The 17,831-nt window shown below is 72.9% G+C and carries 15 protein-coding genes; 5 read left to right on the top strand and 10 right to left on the bottom strand.

The genetic code is table 11. From position 1 onward, the window contains the following. Positions 1 to 141: 141 nt before the first annotated feature. The 4 genes from ACFWPI_RS30105 to pdxH all read right to left on the bottom strand — a co-directional run bounded on the left by ACFWPI_RS30105 (position 142) and on the right by pdxH (position 4,784). Positions 142 to 951, bottom strand: a complete 810-nt coding sequence (locus tag ACFWPI_RS30105) for an aminoglycoside N(3)-acetyltransferase (protein WP_380374845.1) — start codon at positions 949 to 951, stop codon at positions 142 to 144. A gap of 15 nt (positions 952 to 966) precedes the next feature. Then, the gene (locus tag ACFWPI_RS30100) at positions 967 to 3,456 is read right to left on the bottom strand and encodes an FxsB family cyclophane-forming radical SAM/SPASM peptide maturase (RefSeq protein WP_380374844.1); all 2,490 of its coding nucleotides are present in this window, start codon (positions 3,454 to 3,456) and stop codon (positions 967 to 969) included. Positions 3,457 to 3,497: 41 nt separating this feature from the next. Beyond that, positions 3,498 to 3,680: an FxSxx-COOH cyclophane-containing RiPP peptide gene (gene fxsA, locus ACFWPI_RS30095; RefSeq protein WP_063348191.1), complete on the bottom strand. Its 183-nt coding sequence runs from the start codon at positions 3,678 to 3,680 to the stop codon at positions 3,498 to 3,500. Between the two features lie 471 nt (positions 3,681 to 4,151). Then, positions 4,152 to 4,784 carry a pyridoxamine 5'-phosphate oxidase gene (gene pdxH, locus ACFWPI_RS30090; RefSeq protein WP_380374849.1) on the bottom strand — a complete coding sequence of 211 codons (633 nt, stop codon included), beginning with the start codon at positions 4,782 to 4,784 and terminating at the stop codon, positions 4,152 to 4,154. 416 nt (positions 4,785 to 5,200) lie between these two features. Between pdxH and ACFWPI_RS30085 the strand changes: the two genes are divergently transcribed. Together ACFWPI_RS30085 and serC are read left to right on the top strand one after the other, a co-directional pair. Continuing rightward, positions 5,201 to 6,301, top strand: coding sequence for a citrate synthase 2 (locus tag ACFWPI_RS30085; RefSeq protein ID WP_350877533.1), 1,101 nt, complete (start codon positions 5,201 to 5,203; stop codon positions 6,299 to 6,301). Between the two features lie 205 nt (positions 6,302 to 6,506). Beyond that, positions 6,507 to 7,625 carry a phosphoserine transaminase gene (serC, locus tag ACFWPI_RS30080; RefSeq protein ID WP_063348193.1) on the top strand — a complete coding sequence of 373 codons (1,119 nt, stop codon included), beginning with the start codon at positions 6,507 to 6,509 and terminating at the stop codon, positions 7,623 to 7,625. Between the two features lie 317 nt (positions 7,626 to 7,942). Here the strand turns inward: serC and thpR are convergent, their stop codons facing one another. Next, on the bottom strand, positions 7,943 to 8,530 hold the full coding sequence (gene thpR / locus ACFWPI_RS30075) for an RNA 2',3'-cyclic phosphodiesterase (RefSeq protein ID WP_363378227.1): 588 nt from the start codon (positions 8,528 to 8,530) through the stop codon (positions 7,943 to 7,945). Between the two features lie 45 nt (positions 8,531 to 8,575). On the opposite strand from thpR, the gene ACFWPI_RS30070 reads away from it, so the two are divergent. Next, positions 8,576 to 9,094 carry a GNAT family N-acetyltransferase gene (locus ACFWPI_RS30070; RefSeq protein WP_380374842.1) on the top strand — a complete coding sequence of 173 codons (519 nt, stop codon included), beginning with the start codon at positions 8,576 to 8,578 and terminating at the stop codon, positions 9,092 to 9,094. Positions 9,095 to 9,175: 81 nt separating this feature from the next. On the opposite strand, the gene ACFWPI_RS30065 is transcribed toward ACFWPI_RS30070, so the two are convergent. Then, positions 9,176 to 10,699 (bottom strand): MFS transporter, encoded by a 1,524-nt coding sequence (locus tag ACFWPI_RS30065; protein ID WP_380374840.1) that lies wholly within the window; start codon positions 10,697 to 10,699, stop codon positions 9,176 to 9,178. A 122-nt stretch (positions 10,700 to 10,821) separates the two neighbouring features. After that, complete coding sequence (locus ACFWPI_RS30060; protein ID WP_063348195.1) at positions 10,822 to 11,256, bottom strand: MarR family winged helix-turn-helix transcriptional regulator; 435 nt, start codon at positions 11,254 to 11,256, stop codon at positions 10,822 to 10,824. Positions 11,257 to 11,407: 151 nt separating this feature from the next. Between ACFWPI_RS30060 and ACFWPI_RS30055 the strand changes: the two genes are divergently transcribed. Next, positions 11,408 to 11,839 (top strand): VOC family protein, encoded by a 432-nt coding sequence (locus ACFWPI_RS30055; protein WP_380374838.1) that lies wholly within the window; start codon positions 11,408 to 11,410, stop codon positions 11,837 to 11,839. Positions 11,840 to 12,163: 324 nt separating this feature from the next. Next, on the top strand, positions 12,164 to 12,979 hold the full coding sequence (locus ACFWPI_RS30050; protein ID WP_063348196.1) for an MHYT domain-containing protein: 816 nt from the start codon (positions 12,164 to 12,166) through the stop codon (positions 12,977 to 12,979). Positions 12,980 to 13,119: 140 nt separating this feature from the next. Here ACFWPI_RS30050 and ACFWPI_RS30045 read toward each other — a convergent pair whose 3' ends face one another. From ACFWPI_RS30045 to ACFWPI_RS30035, 3 genes are all read right to left on the bottom strand, one after another. Further along, on the bottom strand, positions 13,120 to 14,832 hold the full coding sequence (locus ACFWPI_RS30045) for a hydrogenase maturation protein (RefSeq protein ID WP_380374837.1): 1,713 nt from the start codon (positions 14,830 to 14,832) through the stop codon (positions 13,120 to 13,122). 260 nt (positions 14,833 to 15,092) lie between these two features. Beyond that, positions 15,093 to 16,016 carry a DUF4231 domain-containing protein gene (locus ACFWPI_RS30040; RefSeq protein WP_063348198.1) on the bottom strand — a complete coding sequence of 308 codons (924 nt, stop codon included), beginning with the start codon at positions 16,014 to 16,016 and terminating at the stop codon, positions 15,093 to 15,095. A gap of 211 nt (positions 16,017 to 16,227) precedes the next feature. Continuing rightward, on the bottom strand, positions 16,228 to 17,688 hold the full coding sequence (locus tag ACFWPI_RS30035; RefSeq protein WP_380374836.1) for an NCS2 family permease: 1,461 nt from the start codon (positions 17,686 to 17,688) through the stop codon (positions 16,228 to 16,230). Positions 17,689 to 17,831 lie beyond the last annotated feature (143 nt).

Raw genomic sequence — 17,831 nt, 5'->3', positions numbered from 1 at the left:
CCCTCTCGCCTGTTTGGTGGTACTTTGTGCGTAGTAAGTCGTTCTGCCCTACTACCAACGCAAAAGTGACCTGGACAGGCCGTTCGCCGCTTGGGCGGGGCCGAAGCGGCGACGGGAGCAACTGAGCTGGGGTGGGGGGGCTCAGGGGCGGAGGAGGTGTTCGGCGAGGTCGACGGCTTCGCGGACGGGGACGAGGCGGCAGTCGGTGGTGCCGAGGTGGGTGGTGGTGATGCCGGTGGCGGCGGCGAGGACGCGGGTGCCGAGGTCGGCGAAGTGGAGGTCGTCGAGCTCGGGGGCCCGGAAGGTGAGCCAGCCGTCGGGGCCGACGCAGCGGTATTCGCGCAGGGGGACGTCGGGCATGCGCTGGTCGGCGAGGTGGAAGGCGGTGAAGCGGGCCATCGGTACGCCGAGCATCAGCACCCGGGCGTCGAGGTCGTAGAGGCGTCCGAGCGGGGACTCGGGGCCGAGGTGGGAGGTGAGGGGGTGGTGGGCGGTGATCTCGCGGGCGTGCCGGCCGAGGGCCGTCCAGGAGGTCTGGGGGTGGCGGCTGCGCAGGGCGCCGGGGCGGGTGCGGATCTCCTCGGAGAGGGCGCCCATGGTCGGCGAGCAGGGGGTGGTCGCCGGGTCGAACCGCGGCATCCGGGCCCGGTAGGCGGCGGTCTCGGCCGGGGTGAGGCCGGCGGTGGCGGTCTGGTGGATGCGCGAGGTGGCGGAGTTCTCGGGGGTGGCGGTGTAGGCGACCAGGGTGCCGCCGGGGCCGAGGACGTGGAGCAGCGCGTCGGCGACGGTGGCGGCGCCGCCGTCCACCGGGCCGAGGGCGCGCAGGGAGGCCTCGACGTGCACCACCATGCCCGGGCGGACGCCGAGTTGGGCGAACCCAGCGGCCAAACCCCCAGCGGTGAGGGCGGTATCGGCGAGAGCAGTGCCGGTGAGAGCAGTGACGGTGCGCATGGCCGCTCCTCTGGGTCAGACCTCGGCGTGGCGGGCGTGGCCGCGCTCGTGACCGCGCTCGTGGCGGGCCCGTTCGGCGGCCCGTTCGGCGGCGGCGGGCACCGGTACGGCGAGCCACGGTGCGACGCTCTCACGCATGCCGTCGGCGAAGCGCAAGCCGAGCGCCGTGAGGGCGCCGGATCCGGCCAGCCGGTCGACGGCTTCGGCGGTGTACCGGCGCCAGAGCGCGAACTGGGTGCGCGCCCGGTCGGCGGCCTCGCCCGGCAGCCCGTCGTAGGCGAGCGCGCGGGTGCCCCAGTACTCGGTGACGGCGAGGTGCGCGTAGGTGCCCTGGAGCAGGCCTTCGAGCGGGCGCGGGTCGGGCCGCCAGGGCGCGAGGTACAGCTGGTCGTCGGCCGGGTCGTGGAGGTCGAACAGGTCCAGTACGGCGCCGAGTTTGACGTGCTGGAACTCGTGCGCGAGCAGCAGTGCGAGCGTCGGCGCGGTCGCGGGCCGGGCGATGCCGACCGCGCCGTGGGCCTGCCGGGCGGCCGAGCTGACGTCCCGCCCGGTGGGGCCCGGCCGTAGCGGGGTGATGGTGGTGAGGCCGGCCCGGAGGCCTTCCGCGTACGCGGGCAGGTCGTGCCCGAGCAGTTCCCAGGCTTCGCGCAACGCGCCTGTCCAGTCGAGCAGTTCGCCGTCGGAGAGCCGGCCGGCCACGGCGTGGTCGTGGCTGTCGCGCAGCGGGTCGACGTCCTCCAGGGCGACCGTCCACCCTCCGGCCAGCCGGACCCGCCGCAGCGGCTGGTCCAGGGCGGCGGACACCGATCCGTCGGACGCCCGCACGCTGAACCCGTCGGCCAGGCCGGTGACGACCGCCTCCCCGTCCGGGGCGGCGGTCCGACCGAGGGTCGGCAGGTGCAGCCACCCGCCGCGCACCGGCACCGCGACCGCGTCCCCCCGACCGGCGCGGACGGCGGCGGCGGCGGCCAGGGCGGCCAGCGGGCCGAGCCCGACGGTGAGGTCCCCGGCGAGCCGGCGGGCGGCCCAGGCGCGGGCGTACGGGTGGGCGAGGACGGTGTCGACGGCGGCGGGTGCGCTCGCGTCGAGTTCGGACAGCAGCGCCCAGGCCGCCGATCCGGGCTGCCCGGAGGCGTCCCAGGCGGCGGCCAGCATGGCCCGGGTGAGGGCGAGTTGGGCGCGGGACAGGGCCCGTACGGTGTCCTGGTCCCCGTACCCGCGGGCGAGCTGGTCGAGCTGCCGCTCGGTGAGGGTGGCCGGCACCACCGGCTCCCCGGCCTGGGCGGGCACGGAAGGGCCCGCCGCGGCAGCGGAACCGGCGGCGGAACCGGCCGCGGAACCGGCGGCGGAACCGGCCGCGGAAGCGGCGGCGGAACTGGCAGCGGACCCGGCGGCGTCGCCGGCGAGTTCGTTGATGAGCTTCATGAGGTCACCGCAGTAGACGGAGGGATTGTCGAAGCCCGTGTCGGCCCGGTACCGGTGGGCGTACAGGCCGCCGCCGCAGCTGCGGACGACCGGGCAGGCCCGGCAGGCGGCGCTCAGCCCGGCCAGCCCCGACTGGCGGGCGGTCATGCCGGGGTGCAGCGCGACCTGGTCGAGGCTGTGCGTGAAGACGTCGTACCCCGTCTCCGGCGCGCCGTCGTAGGCGGTCTTGAGGCTGTCGGCCTGTTCGAAGCTGCCGTCCGTCTCCAGGACGACGAGGTCGGAGGGTTCCAGGCCGAGCGATTCGGTGAGGCTGGAGAGCCCGTGCAACGTCCGGTGGACGGATTCGAAGGTGCGGACGGCGAACGGGCGGCCGTCGGCGTCCCATCTCCGGTACACGGCCAACAGCCAGTCCGCGTACGGCGTTTGAGCACCGTCGGCGGCCGGTTTCGGCCGGTCCTCCCAGGTGGCGTGCGGCAGCAGGAAGTCGACGGCGGGGGGGTCGAGTTCGGCCAGGGCCCGGTAGACGGCGTCCGGGTCGTTCTCGATGTCGACGGTGCAGAGCAGCCCGGCGTAGAGGTGCCGGTACGCGGGCCGGCGCAGCCGCTCGACCGCCCGCAGGACGTGCGGGTGGCTGCTGCGGCCGTCGGCGAAGCGGCGGTGGCGGTCGTTGGCGGCGCGGTCGCCGTCGAGCGAGATGCCGACCCTCATGCCGACTTCGGCGAAGAGTTCGCAGTAGGCGTCGTCCAGTTGGACGCCGTTGGTGTGGATGCGCAGGTCGAGTGCGCAGCCGGGCGGCAGGGCCGCCCGGAGCGCCTTGGCCGCGTGGCGTAACCGGTCCGGGCCGGCGAGCAGGGGTTCTCCCCCGTGCAGGACGACCCGGACGGCGGGCAGCCGGTGTGCGGCCGCGTGGTCGCCGATCCGCTCGGCGATCTTGTTCAGGACTTCGTCACCGATGACCTTGGGGCGTCGACGCCAACTGGTGTCGGCGTGCTCGTACACGTAGCAGTGATCGCAGGCAAGATCACACCGGCTGTGCACTTTCACGACGAATTGGGTGAAAGGCAGCGGAGTTGGCGTCATGGTCGATCGGATTCAGCCGGAGCCGACGGTCAGTCGGCCGATCAGATGGAGGAGTTGAAGGCCGCGACCGGCACCGCACCCGCACCGGTGTCGGGCAGGGCTCGTCGGATCCTGGCAGAGAGTTCCTCGGCGCCGAGCTGGGCGAGGTCGGCCAGCGAAGGCCGGATTTCGCCCTGAGGCTCCGTCAGTTCAGTGCGGGGCATGGTGTCCAGTGCGGGTGTCATGTTCGATTCTCTTCCACGATGGGGGTTAGAGAGAAGCAGGGCCGGGTATATACGTCGGCCTAGTCGACCAGGGTACTGCCAGCACGTGGGCTGCGCCGTGCTCTTGCGCGCCCCTAACAGCCCACTACCCCCTTCACGCAGCGAAGTCTCGCCAAAAGTTCACCCACTCGGCGGTCGCGTGACGGCACCTGACCGGCGCACAGGGGCACGACTTCGCGCCGCCGAACCCACCCCGGCGGCGCCCCTGCGCCAACGTACGGCCGCCGACCCGGCCCGACCCGCTCCACCGGCGCGGCCGGAGCCCCCTCCCCCGACGCTCGCGCCCCACCCGAACCACCGGTCGGCGAAGGCCAGTTGGCGCGATTCGACAGCGCCCCGCACTCCTCCGACTCCGCACGACGGCCACCCCGACGAGCCCGACGAGCCCGACGACGGACCCATCGGTATTCGAACGCCTCGCAGGCCCGTCGGCTACGGGCAGAGCCGCTCCACCCGCCAGCCGCCCGCTCCGGCCGGATCGGCGAAGTAGCGCAGCCGGTCGTGCAGCCGGTTCTCCCGCCCCTGCCAGAACTCCACGCTCTCCGGGATCACCCGGTACCCGCCCCAGAACGGCGGCACGGGCACGCCCTCGCCCTCCGGGTAGCGGCGCTCCAGTTCGGCGTAGCGCTGTTCGAGGACGTCGCGCCCGCCGACCGGGCTGGACTGCTCGCTGGCCCAGGCGCCGAGCTGCGAGCCGTGCGGCCGGGTGCGGAAGTAGGCGGCGGTCTCGTCCCGGCCGACCTTCTCCACCCGCCCCTGGACGATCACCTGGCGGGCCAGCGCGATCCACGGGAACAGCAACGCGGCGTGCGGGTTGGCGGCGAGCTCGGAGCCCTTGCGGGAGCCGTAGTTGGTGAAGAAGACGAAGCCGCGCACGTCGTAGCCCTTGAGCAGGACGGTGCGCGAGCTGGGCCGCCCCTGGGCGTCGGCGGTGGAGAGCACCATCGCGTTGGGCTCGACCACCCCGGCGTCGTCCGCCTCGTGGAACCAGCGGGTGAACTGGGCGATCGGCTCGGGCGCGAGCTGTTCCTCGACCAGGCCCTCGTGGGTGTAGTGCTTGCGCATCACGGTGAGGTCCGGTCCGGGCCGGGCATCGTCGGCCAGGATCCGGGTGGCGGGGCTCAGGGGCGTCGACTGGGCGCGTTCCGGGGTCTGCACGTCAACATCATCCCGTACGACAAGCAACCGGCACCGCTACCTCCGGACAAACCCCGGTGGGAGATAAGGTGTCCCGCCACCGCTCGACCGCCCCCCGTACGGTGAATTGTCCCGAACCAGGCGTTTGGTTCCGGAGATTCCCGGGCACGACCGACCCTCGGCGGAAAAGTCAAGCGGGCCCAAGCGCAACATCACCATGGTGGTGTATGGCGCAATGCACCCGGTGCCTGTCACTCTGGCACCGAGTGCCAACCACCATTCGGTCACTGGCGCGCCGCCCCACCACGGCGCAGCGCCGATCGCAGAACTGAAGGAGCCGTCGTATGTCCGACTTCGTACCCGGGCTTGAGGGAGTCGTCGCGTTCGAGAGCGAGATCGCCGAACCCGACCGTGAAGGCGGCGCGCTGCGGTACCGCGGTGTCGACATCGACGACCTGGTGGGCCACGTCTCCTTCGGCCACGTCTGGGGCCTGCTGGTGGACGGCAAGTTCAACCCCGGTCTGCCGGCCGCCGAGCCGTTCCCGATCCCGGTGCACTCCGGTGACATCCGGGTCGACGTGCAGTCCGCGCTCGCCATGCTCGCCCCGGTCTGGGGCCTCAAGCCGCTGCTCGACATCTCCGCCGAGCAGGCCCGCGACGACCTCGCCCGCGCCGCCGTGATGGCGCTGTCCTACGTGGCCCAGTCGGCCCGCGGCCAGGGCCTGCCGATGGTCCCGCAGAGCGAGATCGACAAGGCCGAGACGGTCGTCGAGCGGTTCATGATCCGCTGGCGCGGCGAGCCGGACCCGAAGCACGTCAAGGCCATCGACGCCTACTGGACCTCCGCCGCCGAGCACGGCATGAACGCCTCCACCTTCACCGCCCGCGTCATCGCCTCCACCGGCGCCGACGTGGCGGCCGCGCTCTCCGGCGCGGTCGGCGCGATGTCCGGCCCGCTGCACGGCGGTGCGCCGTCCCGCGTGCTCGGCATGATCGAGGAGATCGAGCGCACCGGCGACGCCACCACCTGGGTCAAGAACGCGCTGGACCGCGGCGAGCGCCTGATGGGCTTCGGCCACCGCGTCTACCGCGCCGAGGACCCGCGCGCCCGCGTGCTGCGCCGCACCGCCAAGGAGCTCGGCGCGCCGCGCTTCGAGGTCGCCGAGGCGCTGGAGAAGGCCGCGCTGGAGGAGCTGCACAACCGCCGCCCCGACCGCGTGCTGGCCACCAACGTCGAGTTCTGGGCCGCGATCATGCTGGACTTCGCCGAGGTGCCGGCGCACATGTTCACCTCGATGTTCACCTGTGCGCGCACCGCGGGCTGGTCGGCGCACATCCTGGAGCAGAAGCGCACCGGCCGGCTCGTGCGCCCCGCCGCGCGCTACATCGGCCCCGGCCCGCGCCGCCCCGAGGAGATCGAGGGCTGGGACGCCATCGGCCACTGAGCCCACCGAGCGCCCGCCGAACGCCCCCGGGCGCCCCGGGCGCTCCGCGTCCGCACCACCCCCGAGCAGCGGGTCCGACCTCCGTCGGGCCCGCTGTTTCCGCAGTTCGGGCCCGCTGTTTCCGCAGCTGGGAGCCGTGAAGATCACAGTCTCAGCGTGCGGACGACCGTACCCCGGGCGGCGCCCCGGCCGGTAGGCTGCGCGCGTGGCTCAGATCCAGATCCCCGCTGACATCAAGCCCGCAGACGGCCGTTTCGGCTGCGGACCGTCCAAGGTGCGCCCCGAGGCCCTGAGTGCCCTCGCCGCCACCCAGACCTCCCTGCTCGGCACCTCGCATCGCCAGGCCCCGGTCAAGAACCTGGTCAAGCGCGTACGCGAGGGCGTGAGCAGCCTCTTCTCGCTCCCCGAGGGCTACCAGGTCGTCCTCGGCAACGGCGGCTCCACCGCCTTCTGGGACATCGCCGCGTTCGGCCTGGTGCGGGAGAAGTCCCAGCACCTGGACTTCGGCGAGTTCTCCTCCAAGTTCGCCTCCTCGGTCAAGGCCGCGCCGTGGCTCGCCGAGCCGAGCGTCATCAAGACCGCCCCGGGCACCCACCCGCTGCCGGTCGCCGAGGCCGGCGTCGACGTCTACGGGCTCACCCACAACGAGACCTCGACCGGCGTCGCGATGCCGATCAAGCGCCCGGTGGGCGCGGACGAGGGCTCGCTGGTCCTGGTGGACGCCACCTCGGGCGCCGGCGGCCTGCCGGTGGACATCACCGAGACCGACGTCTACTACTTCGCCCCGCAGAAGTCCTTCGCCTCCGAGGGCGGCCTGTGGCTGGCCGCGTTCTCCCCGGCCGCCCTGGAGCGCGCCGCCGAGATCGCCGGCTCCGGCCGGTACATCCCGCCGTTCTTCGACCTGCCGACGGCCATCGACAACTCGTCGAAGGACCAGACGTACAACACCCCGGCGATCTCCACCCTGTTCCTGCTGGCCGACCAGCTGGAATGGCTGAACGGCAACGGCGGGCTCGACTGGGCCGTCGCCCGTACGGCTGATTCCTCGTCCCGGCTGTACGCGTGGGCCGAGAAATCCTCCTACGCCAGCCCGTTCGTGGCGAACCCGGCCGAGCGCTCCCAGGTGGTCGGCACCATCGACTTCGACGAGTCGGTGGACGCCGCCGCCGTCGCCAAGGCACTGCGTGCCAACGGCATCGTGGACACCGAGCCGTACCGCAAGCTGGGCCGCAACCAGCTGCGCGTCGCGATGTTCCCGGCGATCGACCCGGCGGACGTCGAGGCGCTCACCCACTGCATCGACTACGTGGTCGAGCAGCTCTGAGCGATCCCGTGCACGGCTGAGGGCCACCGCCTCCGGGCGGTGGCCCTCAGCCGTTGCGGCGGGGCCGACCAGCCGGGCCGGGTAGGCGGGCCCGCCGGCCGGGCCTACCCGCCGACCATCGAGCTGATCAGCACGACGACCAGCAGCAGCACCAGGGTGCCGGTCACGATACGCATTCGAGTCTTGGGATCCACGGTCAATGAGCGTACCTCCGGCCCACCCGCCGACGGATCGGAGCCCCGGGCCCAACGGCCACCCCGGGCCCGAACCGCCGCCCCAGGCCCGAACCGCCACCCCGGGCCCGACCGCGCCCCGGCTCAGCTCCAGTCGGCGAGCGGCCAGGCACGCAGCGAGGAGTAGTGGGCGAAGCCGCCGTCCAGGTCGCTCTGCATCAGGTGCAGCTCGGCAGCCTCCCACTCGGGCCCCCGGTAGTCGGCCAGCGCGGCCGCCAGGGTGTCCAGCTCCGCCGCCGCGAGCCGCTGGACGGCCCGCCGGTGGCCGCGCGAGGAGCCGGCCCGGGCGAGCGTGAGGTGCGGGTGGAAGGCGAAGGCGTCGACCTCCCCGGTCACCGCGGCGGTGGCCTCGGACACGGCCTCGGCGAGCCGGCGCAGCGCCCAGGTCTGCCCCTCCACCCCGACCCAGAGCACCCGGTCGCCGAACCGGCCGGCGCCGGACAGCCGCAGCCGGTGCACCGGGTGCACCTCGGCGACGGCGGCCAGGCCCGCCTCCAGCTCCGGCAGTTCCTCGGCCGGCACCTCGCCGAGGAAGGCCAGGGTCAGGTGCCAGCCCTCGACGGTGGTCCAGCGCAGCCGGTCCGCCCCGGGCAGCCCGCGCACCGGCGCCACCGCGTCCGACAGCCCCTGCAGCACGTTGACCGGCGGCAGGACCGCCACGAAGAGCCTCATGGGGACATCTTCCCGCGCGAGGCGGTTTGGGCTAGAACGTTTCCTATGAAGATCCGCACCGGGGGACCGGACGACATTCCCGACATCCTCGCCCTGCTCGACGGCGCCGTGGGCTGGCTGGCCGGCCAGGGCCGCACCGGCCAGTGGGGCGACCAGCCCTTCAGCACCATCCCGGCCCGGGTCGAGCAGGTCTCCGAGTACGCCACCGAACCGTTCCTGATCCGCCTCGCCGAGGACGACGAGGGCCGCACCGTCGGCTGCTGCGTGCTGTCCGAGCAGCGGGGGAAGTACATCCCCGCGGTGGACGAGCCCGAGCTGTTCGTCCGCATCCTGGTCACCGACCGCAGCCGCAAGGGCTCGGGGATCGGCACCGCGCTGATCGCCGACGCGGTCGAGGAGACCCGCCGGCGCGGCCTCGGCCTGCTGCGGGTGGACTGCTACGCGGGCGCCGACCGCAGGCTGGTCGGCCAGTACCGGGCGCTCGGGTTCACCGAGACCGAGTCCTTCGAGGTCGAGCAGCCGAACGGCATCTGGCCCGGCCAGGTCCTCGCGATCCGGCTCTGACCCTTCGGCCCTGCGCCGAAGGACCCCCGACCCTGCACCGAAGCCCCGGGGCGGACCACCACCCCGGGGCATGACACCTCGTCAGCAGGCGGGCGCCAGCTCCGACTTGGCGGCGGCGATGGTCCGCGGCACGAAGGCCACCACCCGGCCGCCACGGCCGGGGTGCAGGTCGAACCGCACCCGCAGGTCCGCGCTGCGGGCCAGCACCAGGCCCACCACACCGGCTGCCAGCGCGGACACCAGTCCGCAGGCCAGCAGGCCGAGCCGGGGCCCGTACGAGGCGGTCACCCAGCCGACGATCGGGGCGCCGATCGGCGTGCCGCCGGTGAAGACCAGCACCAGCAGGCCCATCACGCGACCGCGCATCGCGGGGTCGGTGGCCAGCTGCAGCATGGAGTTGACGGAGGTGTTGAAGCTGAGTCCGAACACCCCGATCAGTGTCAGCAGCACCGCGAAGGTCCAGTAGTCGGGTGCGAACGCGGCCACCACCTCCAGCGAGCCGAAGGCCAGCGCCGCCACCACCAGCCGGCGCAGCCTGGGCACGCCCCGGCGGGCCGCGAGCAGCGCGCCGGCCAGCGAGCCGACCGCCATCGCGGTGTTCAGCAGGCCGTACTGCCCGGCGCCGACCTTGAAGGTGTCGTAGGCGAAGCCGGAGAGCAGCGTCGGGAAGTTGAAGCCGAAGGTGCCGATGAACCCGGCCAGGACCATCGGCCAGAGCAGCTCGGGCCGCTCCTTGACGTAGCGCAGGCCCTCCCGCAGCTGGCCCTTCTCGCGGGCGATCGGCTCGGTCGGGCGCAGTTCGCTCTCCCGCATGGCGAGCAGCCCGCCGATCACGGCGGCGAAGGACAGCGCGTTGACGGCGAACGCCCAGCCGCTGCCGACCACGGCGATCAGCAGGCCCGCGACGGCGGGGCCGACCAGCCGGGCGGTCTGGAAGTTGGCGGCGTTCAGGCTGACCGCGTTGGCGAGGTCCTTGGGCCCGACCATCTCGGACACGAAGGCCTGCCGGGTCGGGTTGTCGACCACGGTGACCAGGCCGAGCAGCAGCGCGAAGGCGTACACGTAGTACGGCGTCACGACGCCGCCGATGGTCAGGACGGCCAGACCGGCGGCCAGCAGGCCCATGGCGCCCTGGGTGTAGATCAGCAGCCGGCGCTTGGGCATCCGGTCGGCGAGCACGCCGCCGAACAGGCCGAGCAGCAGCATCGGCAGGAACTGCATGGCGGTGGTGATGCCGACCGCGAGGGGGCTGCCGGTGAGACTGAGGACCAGCCAGTCCTGGGCGATCCGCTGCATCCAGGTGCCGGTGTTGGACACCACCTGGCCGGCGAAGTAGTAGCGGTAGTTGCGAACGCGCAGGGAGGAGAACATCCCCCCGGGCCTCGTGAAGCGGGCACCTGTGGGAGACGTGGACGCGTGGGTGCGTCCGGGAGCGGCGGGGTCGTCCGCCGCGGTGCGTTCGTCGGGGTCGTCGTCGCCGCTGCCGGGCAGCCCCGTGGGGGCGGGCGCCTGGAGGTCGGCGGCCGCGGCGCCTGCCGCGGCGGGGTCGGTGGTCTGGTCGTCGGTGCGGATGGCGGCGGCGCTGGCTGCGGCCGGCGGTGTCACGGTGGTCTCCCCTCGCGGCGCGACGGCCCGAACTGCGGCCGTCGCGCTCCTGGTTTCTGTGGTCGGTCCTGCGGTGATGCGGTACTCCTCTTCTCCCGGCCGGCGGGCCGGGGTCGGCGTGCCTAGAGGTGTGCGAGCTTGTAGAGCACGGGCGCGGCCTCCCGGAGGACGGCCCACTCCTCCTCGTCGAGCCCCTCGGCGAGCTCGGCGAGCCAGACGTTGCGGCGCCGGCGGCTCTCGGCGAGGATCGCCTCGGCCTGCTCGGTGCTGCTGACGACCACCTGGCGGCGGTCCTCGGGGTGCGGCTCGCGCCGCACCAGCCCCTTCTCCTCCAGCATCGCGACGATCCTGGTCATGGAGGGCGGCTGCACGTGCTCCTTCCGGGCGAGCTCACCCGGTGTCGCCTTTCCGCATCTGGCGAGGGTGCCGAGCACCCCCATCTCGGTGGGGCTCAGCGACTCCTCGACCCGCTGGTGTTTGAGTCGACGGGAGAGGCGCATCGTGGACGATCGCAGCTGATTGATCGCTGCGAGGTCCTGCTCGGACATCTCGGGCATGTTCTTTAGCTTACGTCATTACTCTCGCTAAGGAAAATGCGTTCCCATTCCACCCCGCCGGCCCCGTCCGTTCACCGCGCGCCGGAAGATCGACCCGGTGCGATGCTGGTGCTGGGTCTCGAATGATCTCGACTGGAAGGGCCGACCAGACATGTCCGACCTCGCCGCCGACCCCGCCTCCGGGCTCACTGCCGGCCTCGCCGCCGCGCCGGGCGACACCGGCTTCGCCCGCCTCGCCATGGTCACCATCGACTGCGCCGACCCGATCGCGCTGGCCGGGTTCTACGGCGAGCTGCTGGGCTGGGAGAGCCGCCACCTGGACGAGCAGTTCGCGATCCTGGACAACCCGGAGGGCGGCAGCCCGCTGGGCTTCGGCCGGGTCTCGGGCTACCGGCCGGAGCCGTGGACGGAGCCGGACGGCGGCAAGCACTTCCACCTGGACTTCTACGTGGACGACCTGGACGAGGCCATCGCGAAGGCGCTCGCACTCGGCGCGACCGAGCCGACGTACCAGCACGGCCGGACGCTCAAGGTGCTGATCGACCCGGCCGGCCACCCGTTCGGGCTAGCCCCGCTGGAGTGACGAACGCGGAGTGACGAGCCCTGGGTGACGAACCCGGAGTAACGGACGAACCGCCCGGCGGCCGTGCGCAGGCGGTGTCAGGAGTTGGTGCCAAGATCATGCAGGCCGCGTAAAGGTCCATCCTGACCAGGGACTTCACGAAAAGCGCGAACCTTGTGCGACCGTCCGGTAGTGGCTACTGTCCCCCGTTGTCAGGGGCACCACACGCCAGGTCTCCCCTTCGGCGGCGCCGTTCCCGCGCCCGTTGCCGCGTTCCTTCCCGACCATCCGTGTCCGCCCGAGGCCTGGCGCCCTTCCTCCCCCGCATCCGTCCTGGGAGCTCTCTTGGGTGAGATCCATCATGCCGACCACGGCTGGGTGACACCGGCGGTCTCGTACTTCGTCGCCTGCCTCGGCGCCTTCGTCGCCCTGCGCAGCGCCCGCTGGGCACTCGTCTCGCAGGGCCGGACCAGGGTGGTCTGGCTGCTCTTCGCCTCGACCTCGCTCGGCGCCGGGATCTGGTCCATGCACTTCATCGCGATGCTCGGCTTCTCCGTCACCGGGGTCGAGATCAGCTACCGCCCCGGGCTGACCGTGCTCAGCCTGCTGGTCGCCATCGCCGTCGTCGGCATCGGCCTGTTCACCGTCGGGTACAGCCGCCGCCCCGTCCTGTCCCTGCTGGCCGGCGGGCTGACCACCGGCCTCGGGGTCGCGGCGATGCACTACCTCGGGATGGCCGCGATGGTCCTGCCCGGCCACCTCGACTACGACCGGCTCACGGTCTGGCTGTCCGTCGCCATCGCCGTGTTCGCGGCCACCGCCGCGCTCTGGGCCACCCTGAACATCCGCGGCACGCTCGCTGTCCTGGCGGCCGCGCCGGTCATGGGCGTGGCGGTGTGCGCGATGCACTACACCGGCATGGCGGCGCTCTCGGTGCGGCTCGACTACTCGCACTCCACCCAGGGCGGCGTGATGGCGCTGCAGTTCATCTTCCCGCTCGGGGTCGGGCTCGGCTGCTACGTCTTCTTCGGCTCGCTGGCCTTCGCGGTCTCACCGAGCCGCAGCACCACGCAGCCGCTCCTGCTCGGCCCGGCGGCCCCGCTGGTCCCACTGGTCCCGCGCCAGCGGCGGCAGCGGGACGAGGCCGGCACCAGGCGCTGAGCCGGGCGGGCCCCAAGGCCCCAAAGCCGCGAAGCCCCTGAAGCCCCCCGCCTCCCAGTCCCCCCAAGCCCCGAGGGCGTCCGACCGGGTCCCCCACCCCGGCCGGACGCCCTCGGCTCACTCCGGCCGACACCGCCCGCTCACTCCGGCCGCCCCAGCAGCCCGGTCAGGTGCGCGGGCGTGGCCACCGGGCAGACCTTGTGCACGAAGTCCCGCCGCAGCGCGTGGTACGGCTCGCCCGCCCGGTAGAAGTTGGCGTGCATCCGCCGCAGTTCCTCCGCCCGGTACTCGGCCAGCGGCTTCGCCTCCTCGTCGACGGACCGGCGGCGCTTCTTGTCGACCAGCCGCCCGGTGAGTTCGGGCGAGGCGCCGAGCGCGGCGGCCTCCCGGACCACCCAGCGCCGGAAGGCGGCCGCGTCCCCGCCGCAGGTGCGGTCCACCAGGCCGATCCGGCGGGCGTGTTCGGCGCCGACCGGCAGCGCCTCGGCGGTCAGCCGCGCGGCCTGCTCGTCACCGACCCGGCCCGGCAGGGTGTACGTCCAGTACTCGGAGCCGTAGAGGCCCATCAGCCGGTAGTGCGGGTTGAGCACCGCCGACTCCCGGCACCACACCTCGTCGGCGGCGAGGGCCGCCATCAGGCCGCCGGCCGCCGCGTTCCCGGCCAGGGCGGCGACGGTGAGCTTGTCGGTCGTGGTGAGGACCGCGTGGACCAGGTCGTCCATCGCGTTGATGTTCTCCCAGGACTCCAGCGCGGGGAAGGCCGCACCCTCGATGACGTTGAGGTGGATCCCGTTGGAGTAGAAGTCCCGGGGCGCCCCGAGCACCAGCACCGAGGTGGGCCGGTCGGCGGCCTCGCGGTAGGCGGCGAGCAGCCGGCGGCACTGCCCGGTGCTCATCGCCCCGCCCGCGTAGGCGAATTCGAGGTAGCCGACGTCGCCCTCCTCGCGGTAGCGCAGCTCCGACCAGGTGTCCCGGCGGGCCGCCGAGGTCGGCGTCACCGGGACTTCGCGGACCCGGTGCAGCAGGCCGGCGAGCACCGTCGCGGCCGGCTGCTTGAAGGTGGCGGGCCCGCCCGGGGTGCGGCGCGGGCGCAGCTGGGGGATCCAGACCGCGCCGTCCACGGTGGCGCGGCAGATCGCGCCGTCGCGGGTGGCGAGCACGGCGCCGGGCACCGGGCCGCGCAGCTCGTCCTCGGGGTGGCCGCCGTGCAGGAAGTACTCGCGCCCGAACAGCTCGTCGAGCACGCCGGGTTGGGAGTCGGCGGCGCGGAGTTTGCGGAGCACGGTGGCGGTTTCGTCGGCGGCCCAGTCGATCCGGCGCGCGTCCTGCCGCAGGAGGGGCCGCAGCCTGCCGTGGACGTCAGGGCGGTCGTAGTCGAGCGGTTCGGGGGTGAACAGCCCGCCCTCGAAGCGCTGGACGGCGAGCAGGACGGCCTCGACGGCGGCGTCGGCGACCTCGCCCCGGTACAGCTCGCTCTTGCCGCAGTCGGTGACGGGGAACTCGACGGACGCCCAGATGTCGCCGGCGTCCATCTCCTCGACGGCCTGGAGGACGGTCACGCCCCAGCGGTCCGCCCCCTCGGTGATCGCCCAGTCGAGCGAGGAGGGGCCGCGGTCGCCCTGGGGCCCGGGGTGCACGATCAGGACGGTCCGGGTGGACCAGATGTCCTGCGGGACGGCCTTGGTGAGCATCGGACAGATGATCAGTTCGGGGTCGGTAAGGTCCACCGCCGTCCTCATCGCCTCGTCGCCGAGGGCGAGTTGGACGGCGACCCGGTGGCCGCGCCCGCGCAGCTCGGTGTGGACGCGCTGGGTCAGGCTGTTGAACGCGCTGGCGATCAGGAGAATGCGCAAGAGGGCCTCCGGACAGGGACTGGGGTCGCGCGCAGGCGATGAAACCAGGGCATGGACACGTAATGATTACGTTCTACGCCTTCCCGCCCGACCCTCACGCACTCCGCACACCTGTGCGCCCGGCGTGGCGTCCGCTTCGCCGGATCTCCCCAGCCCCTCCCCGGAGTTGACGGCAGCGACCGCCCGCCGACATCGGCAGGCCCGGCCGCTCCCCGACATTGACGGCCCCGGCCGCTCCCCGGCGTCGACGGCCCCGGCCGCTACCTCGGAAACGCCCGGCGGGCCCGCCAGGTGGTGTGCTCGCGGGACACCGCGTCCTCCGCCTCGGCGGCCATCCGGGCCCAGCGCGCCTCGGCGTCCGGCGTCTTGAGGTCGAGGTCGGAGAGCTGGTTGCCGACGTTCTCCAGTTCGCGCGCGGCCAGCTGGTAGGCGGCGGCCAGCGGGCGCAGCTGCTTGAGCTGGGTCCAGGCGATGACGGCGGCGGCCGCGGCCGAGCTGGCGCCGAAGACGTGCACCTGGAGGGCGCCGGTGGCCTGGGCGACGGCCGCCGCCGCGCCGATGATGATCAGCGCCGCGATGCCGAGCCCCCAGGACACCGCCTGCGTCTCGCACGCCTCGGCCCGGGCGCGGTACCAGGTGCGCTGGCCCTCGACCCGGGTGCGCAGGTAGAGCATGCGGCGGGTGGTCAGGCTGCCCGCCCGCATCCGCCGCATCTCCGGGGTGATCTCGGGGACGGTGCCGGGCGGCACGATCTCCGGGTCCTCGAAGGCCCGCAGCACGTCCTCGACCTGGAGCAGGTAGCCGCGGTCCACGTCCGCGGACTCCGCCTCGCCGTCGAACGGCCGGGCCCGGACGGTGTACTTCCAGGCCAGCGTCTTGACCGACTCGGCCGCCGCCCTGGCCTCGTACCAGCGCCCCTGCGGGTTGCTGCGGCGCAGCCGGGACCAGAAGTAGCCGGCGATCAGGAAGGCGCCCACCGAGTACAGCGGCACGCTGTCGAAGGAGCCGCGGTCCTTCGGCCCGGGGAACGAGCCGATCACGGCGGCGATCACCAGCATGGCGATCAGTCCGCGGTACCAGCGCAGCGTCTCGCGCTGGCCGTCCAGCGAGGCCTTGTCCGCCGTCCAGAACAGCTCCGGCAGCAGCTTCGCCTCGTCTCCCCCGGGCGGATCCTGTTGCACCATCGGTCGAGCCCCCTCCCCGTGTCCGTCCAGGCAGTATTCCCTCCGTCAACTTCGCTACACAGGCCCCTTTTTGACATTTTCCCGCCCGGCCGGTGTTCGACCGGCCCCGAGGGCAACGGGCCCCGTGTCCACCGGGCCCCGGGCAACGACGGCGGCCCCGCCCTTTCCCCGGAGGGGGAGAGGACGGGGCCGCCGGTGGAGCGGTACGGCGTCAGAGCAGGCCGAGGGCCGGCATCAGGTAGTAGAAGGCGAACACCGACGCCACCGCGTACAGCGGGACGGGCACGCTGCGCCCGCGCCCGGCGGCCAGGCGCAGGACGCAGAAGGCGATGAAGCCGAAGCCGATGCCGTTGGTGATGCTGTAGGTGAACGGCATCATCACGATCGTCAGGAAGGCCGGGATCGCGATGGTGTGGTCCGACCAGTCGATCTCCTTGATCGAGCCCGCCAGGATCAGGAAGCCGACGGTGACCAGGGCCGGGGTCGCGGCCTGGGCCGGGACCATGGTGGCGAGCGGCGTGAGGAAGAGCGCGACCACGAAGAGCAGGCCGGTGACGATCGAGGCGAAGCCGGTCCGGGCGCCCTCGCCGACACCGGCGGTGGACTCGACGAAGCAGGTGTTCGCGGAGGCGGAGGTGGCGCCGCCGGCCGCGGTGGCGATGCCGTCGACCATCAGGATCTTGTTGATGCCGGGCAGGTCGCCGTTCTCGTCGAGCAGGTGGGCCTCGTCGGCGACGCCGAGGATGGTGCCCATCGCGTCGAAGAAGCAGGACATCAGCACGGTGAAGACGAACAGCACGCCGGTCAGCACGCCGACCTTCTCGAAGCCGCCGAACAGGCTGACCTTGCCGACCAGGCCGAAGTCCGGGGCGGCGACCGGGTTGCCCGGCCAGGCCGGGACGGTCAGGCCCCACTTGAGCGCCGGGACGTCGACGAGCTTGTCGATCACCACGGCGAGCGCGGTGCTGACCACGATGCTGATCAGGATGGCGCCGGGCACCTTGCGGATCAGCAGGACGAGGGTGAGCAGCAGGCCGAACACGAAGATCAGCACCGGCCAGCCGAGCAGGTGCCCGCTGCCGCCGAGCTGCAGCGGGACGGTGGTGTGCGCGGCGTCCGGCATGCGGCTGACGAAGCCGGAGTCGACCAGGCCGACGAGGGCGATGAACAGGCCGATACCGATCGCGATGGCCTTGCGCAGCCCGAGCGGCACGGCGTTCATGACCCGCTCGCGCAGGCCGGTGGCGACCAGCAGCATGATCGCGAAGCCGGCCAGCACGACCATGCCCATGGCGTCCGGCCAGGTCATCTTGGGGGCGAGCTGGAGCGCCACGATGGTGTTGACGCCGAGGCCGGCGGCCAGGCCGATCGGGACGTTGCCGATCACGCCCATCAGCAGGGTGGTGAGACCTGCGGTGAGGGCGGTGGCGGTGACCAGCTGGGCGCTGTCCAGGTGGGCCCCGGTCATGTCCGTGGCGCTGCCCAGGATGATCGGGTTGAGCACCAGGATGTACGCCATGGTGAAGAAGGTGGCGACGCCGCCGCGGATCTCGCGCGGCAGGGTGGAGCCGCGCTCGCTGATCCGGAAGTAGCGGTCCAGGGCGCCGGCGGGGGGCTCGGGGGCGCTGGAGGCGGGTTCGGGCGACTCGGTGGTCGGCTGGACCACAGGCATGCGTGCGTCCTCTGTGGGGGAGCTGAGGAGGGGGGGGGACGCCCGGGGCGACGGTGGCCGGGCGGGGAACTTTCAGTATGGTTTCCCGATCGCACACGCGCTATCTTCGCGCGTAGAAACCAGAGGGCCCCTGCGGGTCTGCC

This window comes from Kitasatospora sp. NPDC058492 (assembly GCF_042720685.1).
Lineage (GTDB): Bacteria > Actinomycetota > Actinomycetes > Streptomycetales > Streptomycetaceae > Kitasatospora.
This window is presented reverse-complemented; position numbering and strand designations above follow the sequence as displayed.

Coding starts and splice junctions, on each gene's coding strand:
- ACFWPI_RS30040 (WP_063348198.1), bottom strand. CDS start 16,016: ATGGTGCAACAGGATCCGCCCGGGGGAGACGAGGCGAAGCTGCTGCCG.
- ACFWPI_RS30070 (WP_380374842.1), top strand. CDS start 8,576: ATGAAGATCCGCACCGGGGGACCGGACGACATTCCCGACATCCTCGCC.
- thpR (WP_363378227.1), bottom strand. CDS start 8,530: ATGAGGCTCTTCGTGGCGGTCCTGCCGCCGGTCAACGTGCTGCAGGGG.
- ACFWPI_RS30060 (WP_063348195.1), bottom strand. CDS start 11,256: ATGCCCGAGATGTCCGAGCAGGACCTCGCAGCGATCAATCAGCTGCGA.
- ACFWPI_RS30035 (WP_380374836.1), bottom strand. CDS start 17,688: ATGCCTGTGGTCCAGCCGACCACCGAGTCGCCCGAACCCGCCTCCAGC.
- pdxH (WP_380374849.1), bottom strand. CDS start 4,784: ATGCGCAAGCACTACACCCACGAGGGCCTGGTCGAGGAACAGCTCGCG.
- ACFWPI_RS30055 (WP_380374838.1), top strand. CDS start 11,408: ATGTCCGACCTCGCCGCCGACCCCGCCTCCGGGCTCACTGCCGGCCTC.
- ACFWPI_RS30100 (WP_380374844.1), bottom strand. CDS start 3,456: ATGACGCCAACTCCGCTGCCTTTCACCCAATTCGTCGTGAAAGTGCAC.
- ACFWPI_RS30105 (WP_380374845.1), bottom strand. CDS start 951: ATGCGCACCGTCACTGCTCTCACCGGCACTGCTCTCGCCGATACCGCC.
- fxsA (WP_063348191.1), bottom strand. CDS start 3,680: ATGACACCCGCACTGGACACCATGCCCCGCACTGAACTGACGGAGCCT.
- ACFWPI_RS30085 (WP_350877533.1), top strand. CDS start 5,201: ATGTCCGACTTCGTACCCGGGCTTGAGGGAGTCGTCGCGTTCGAGAGC.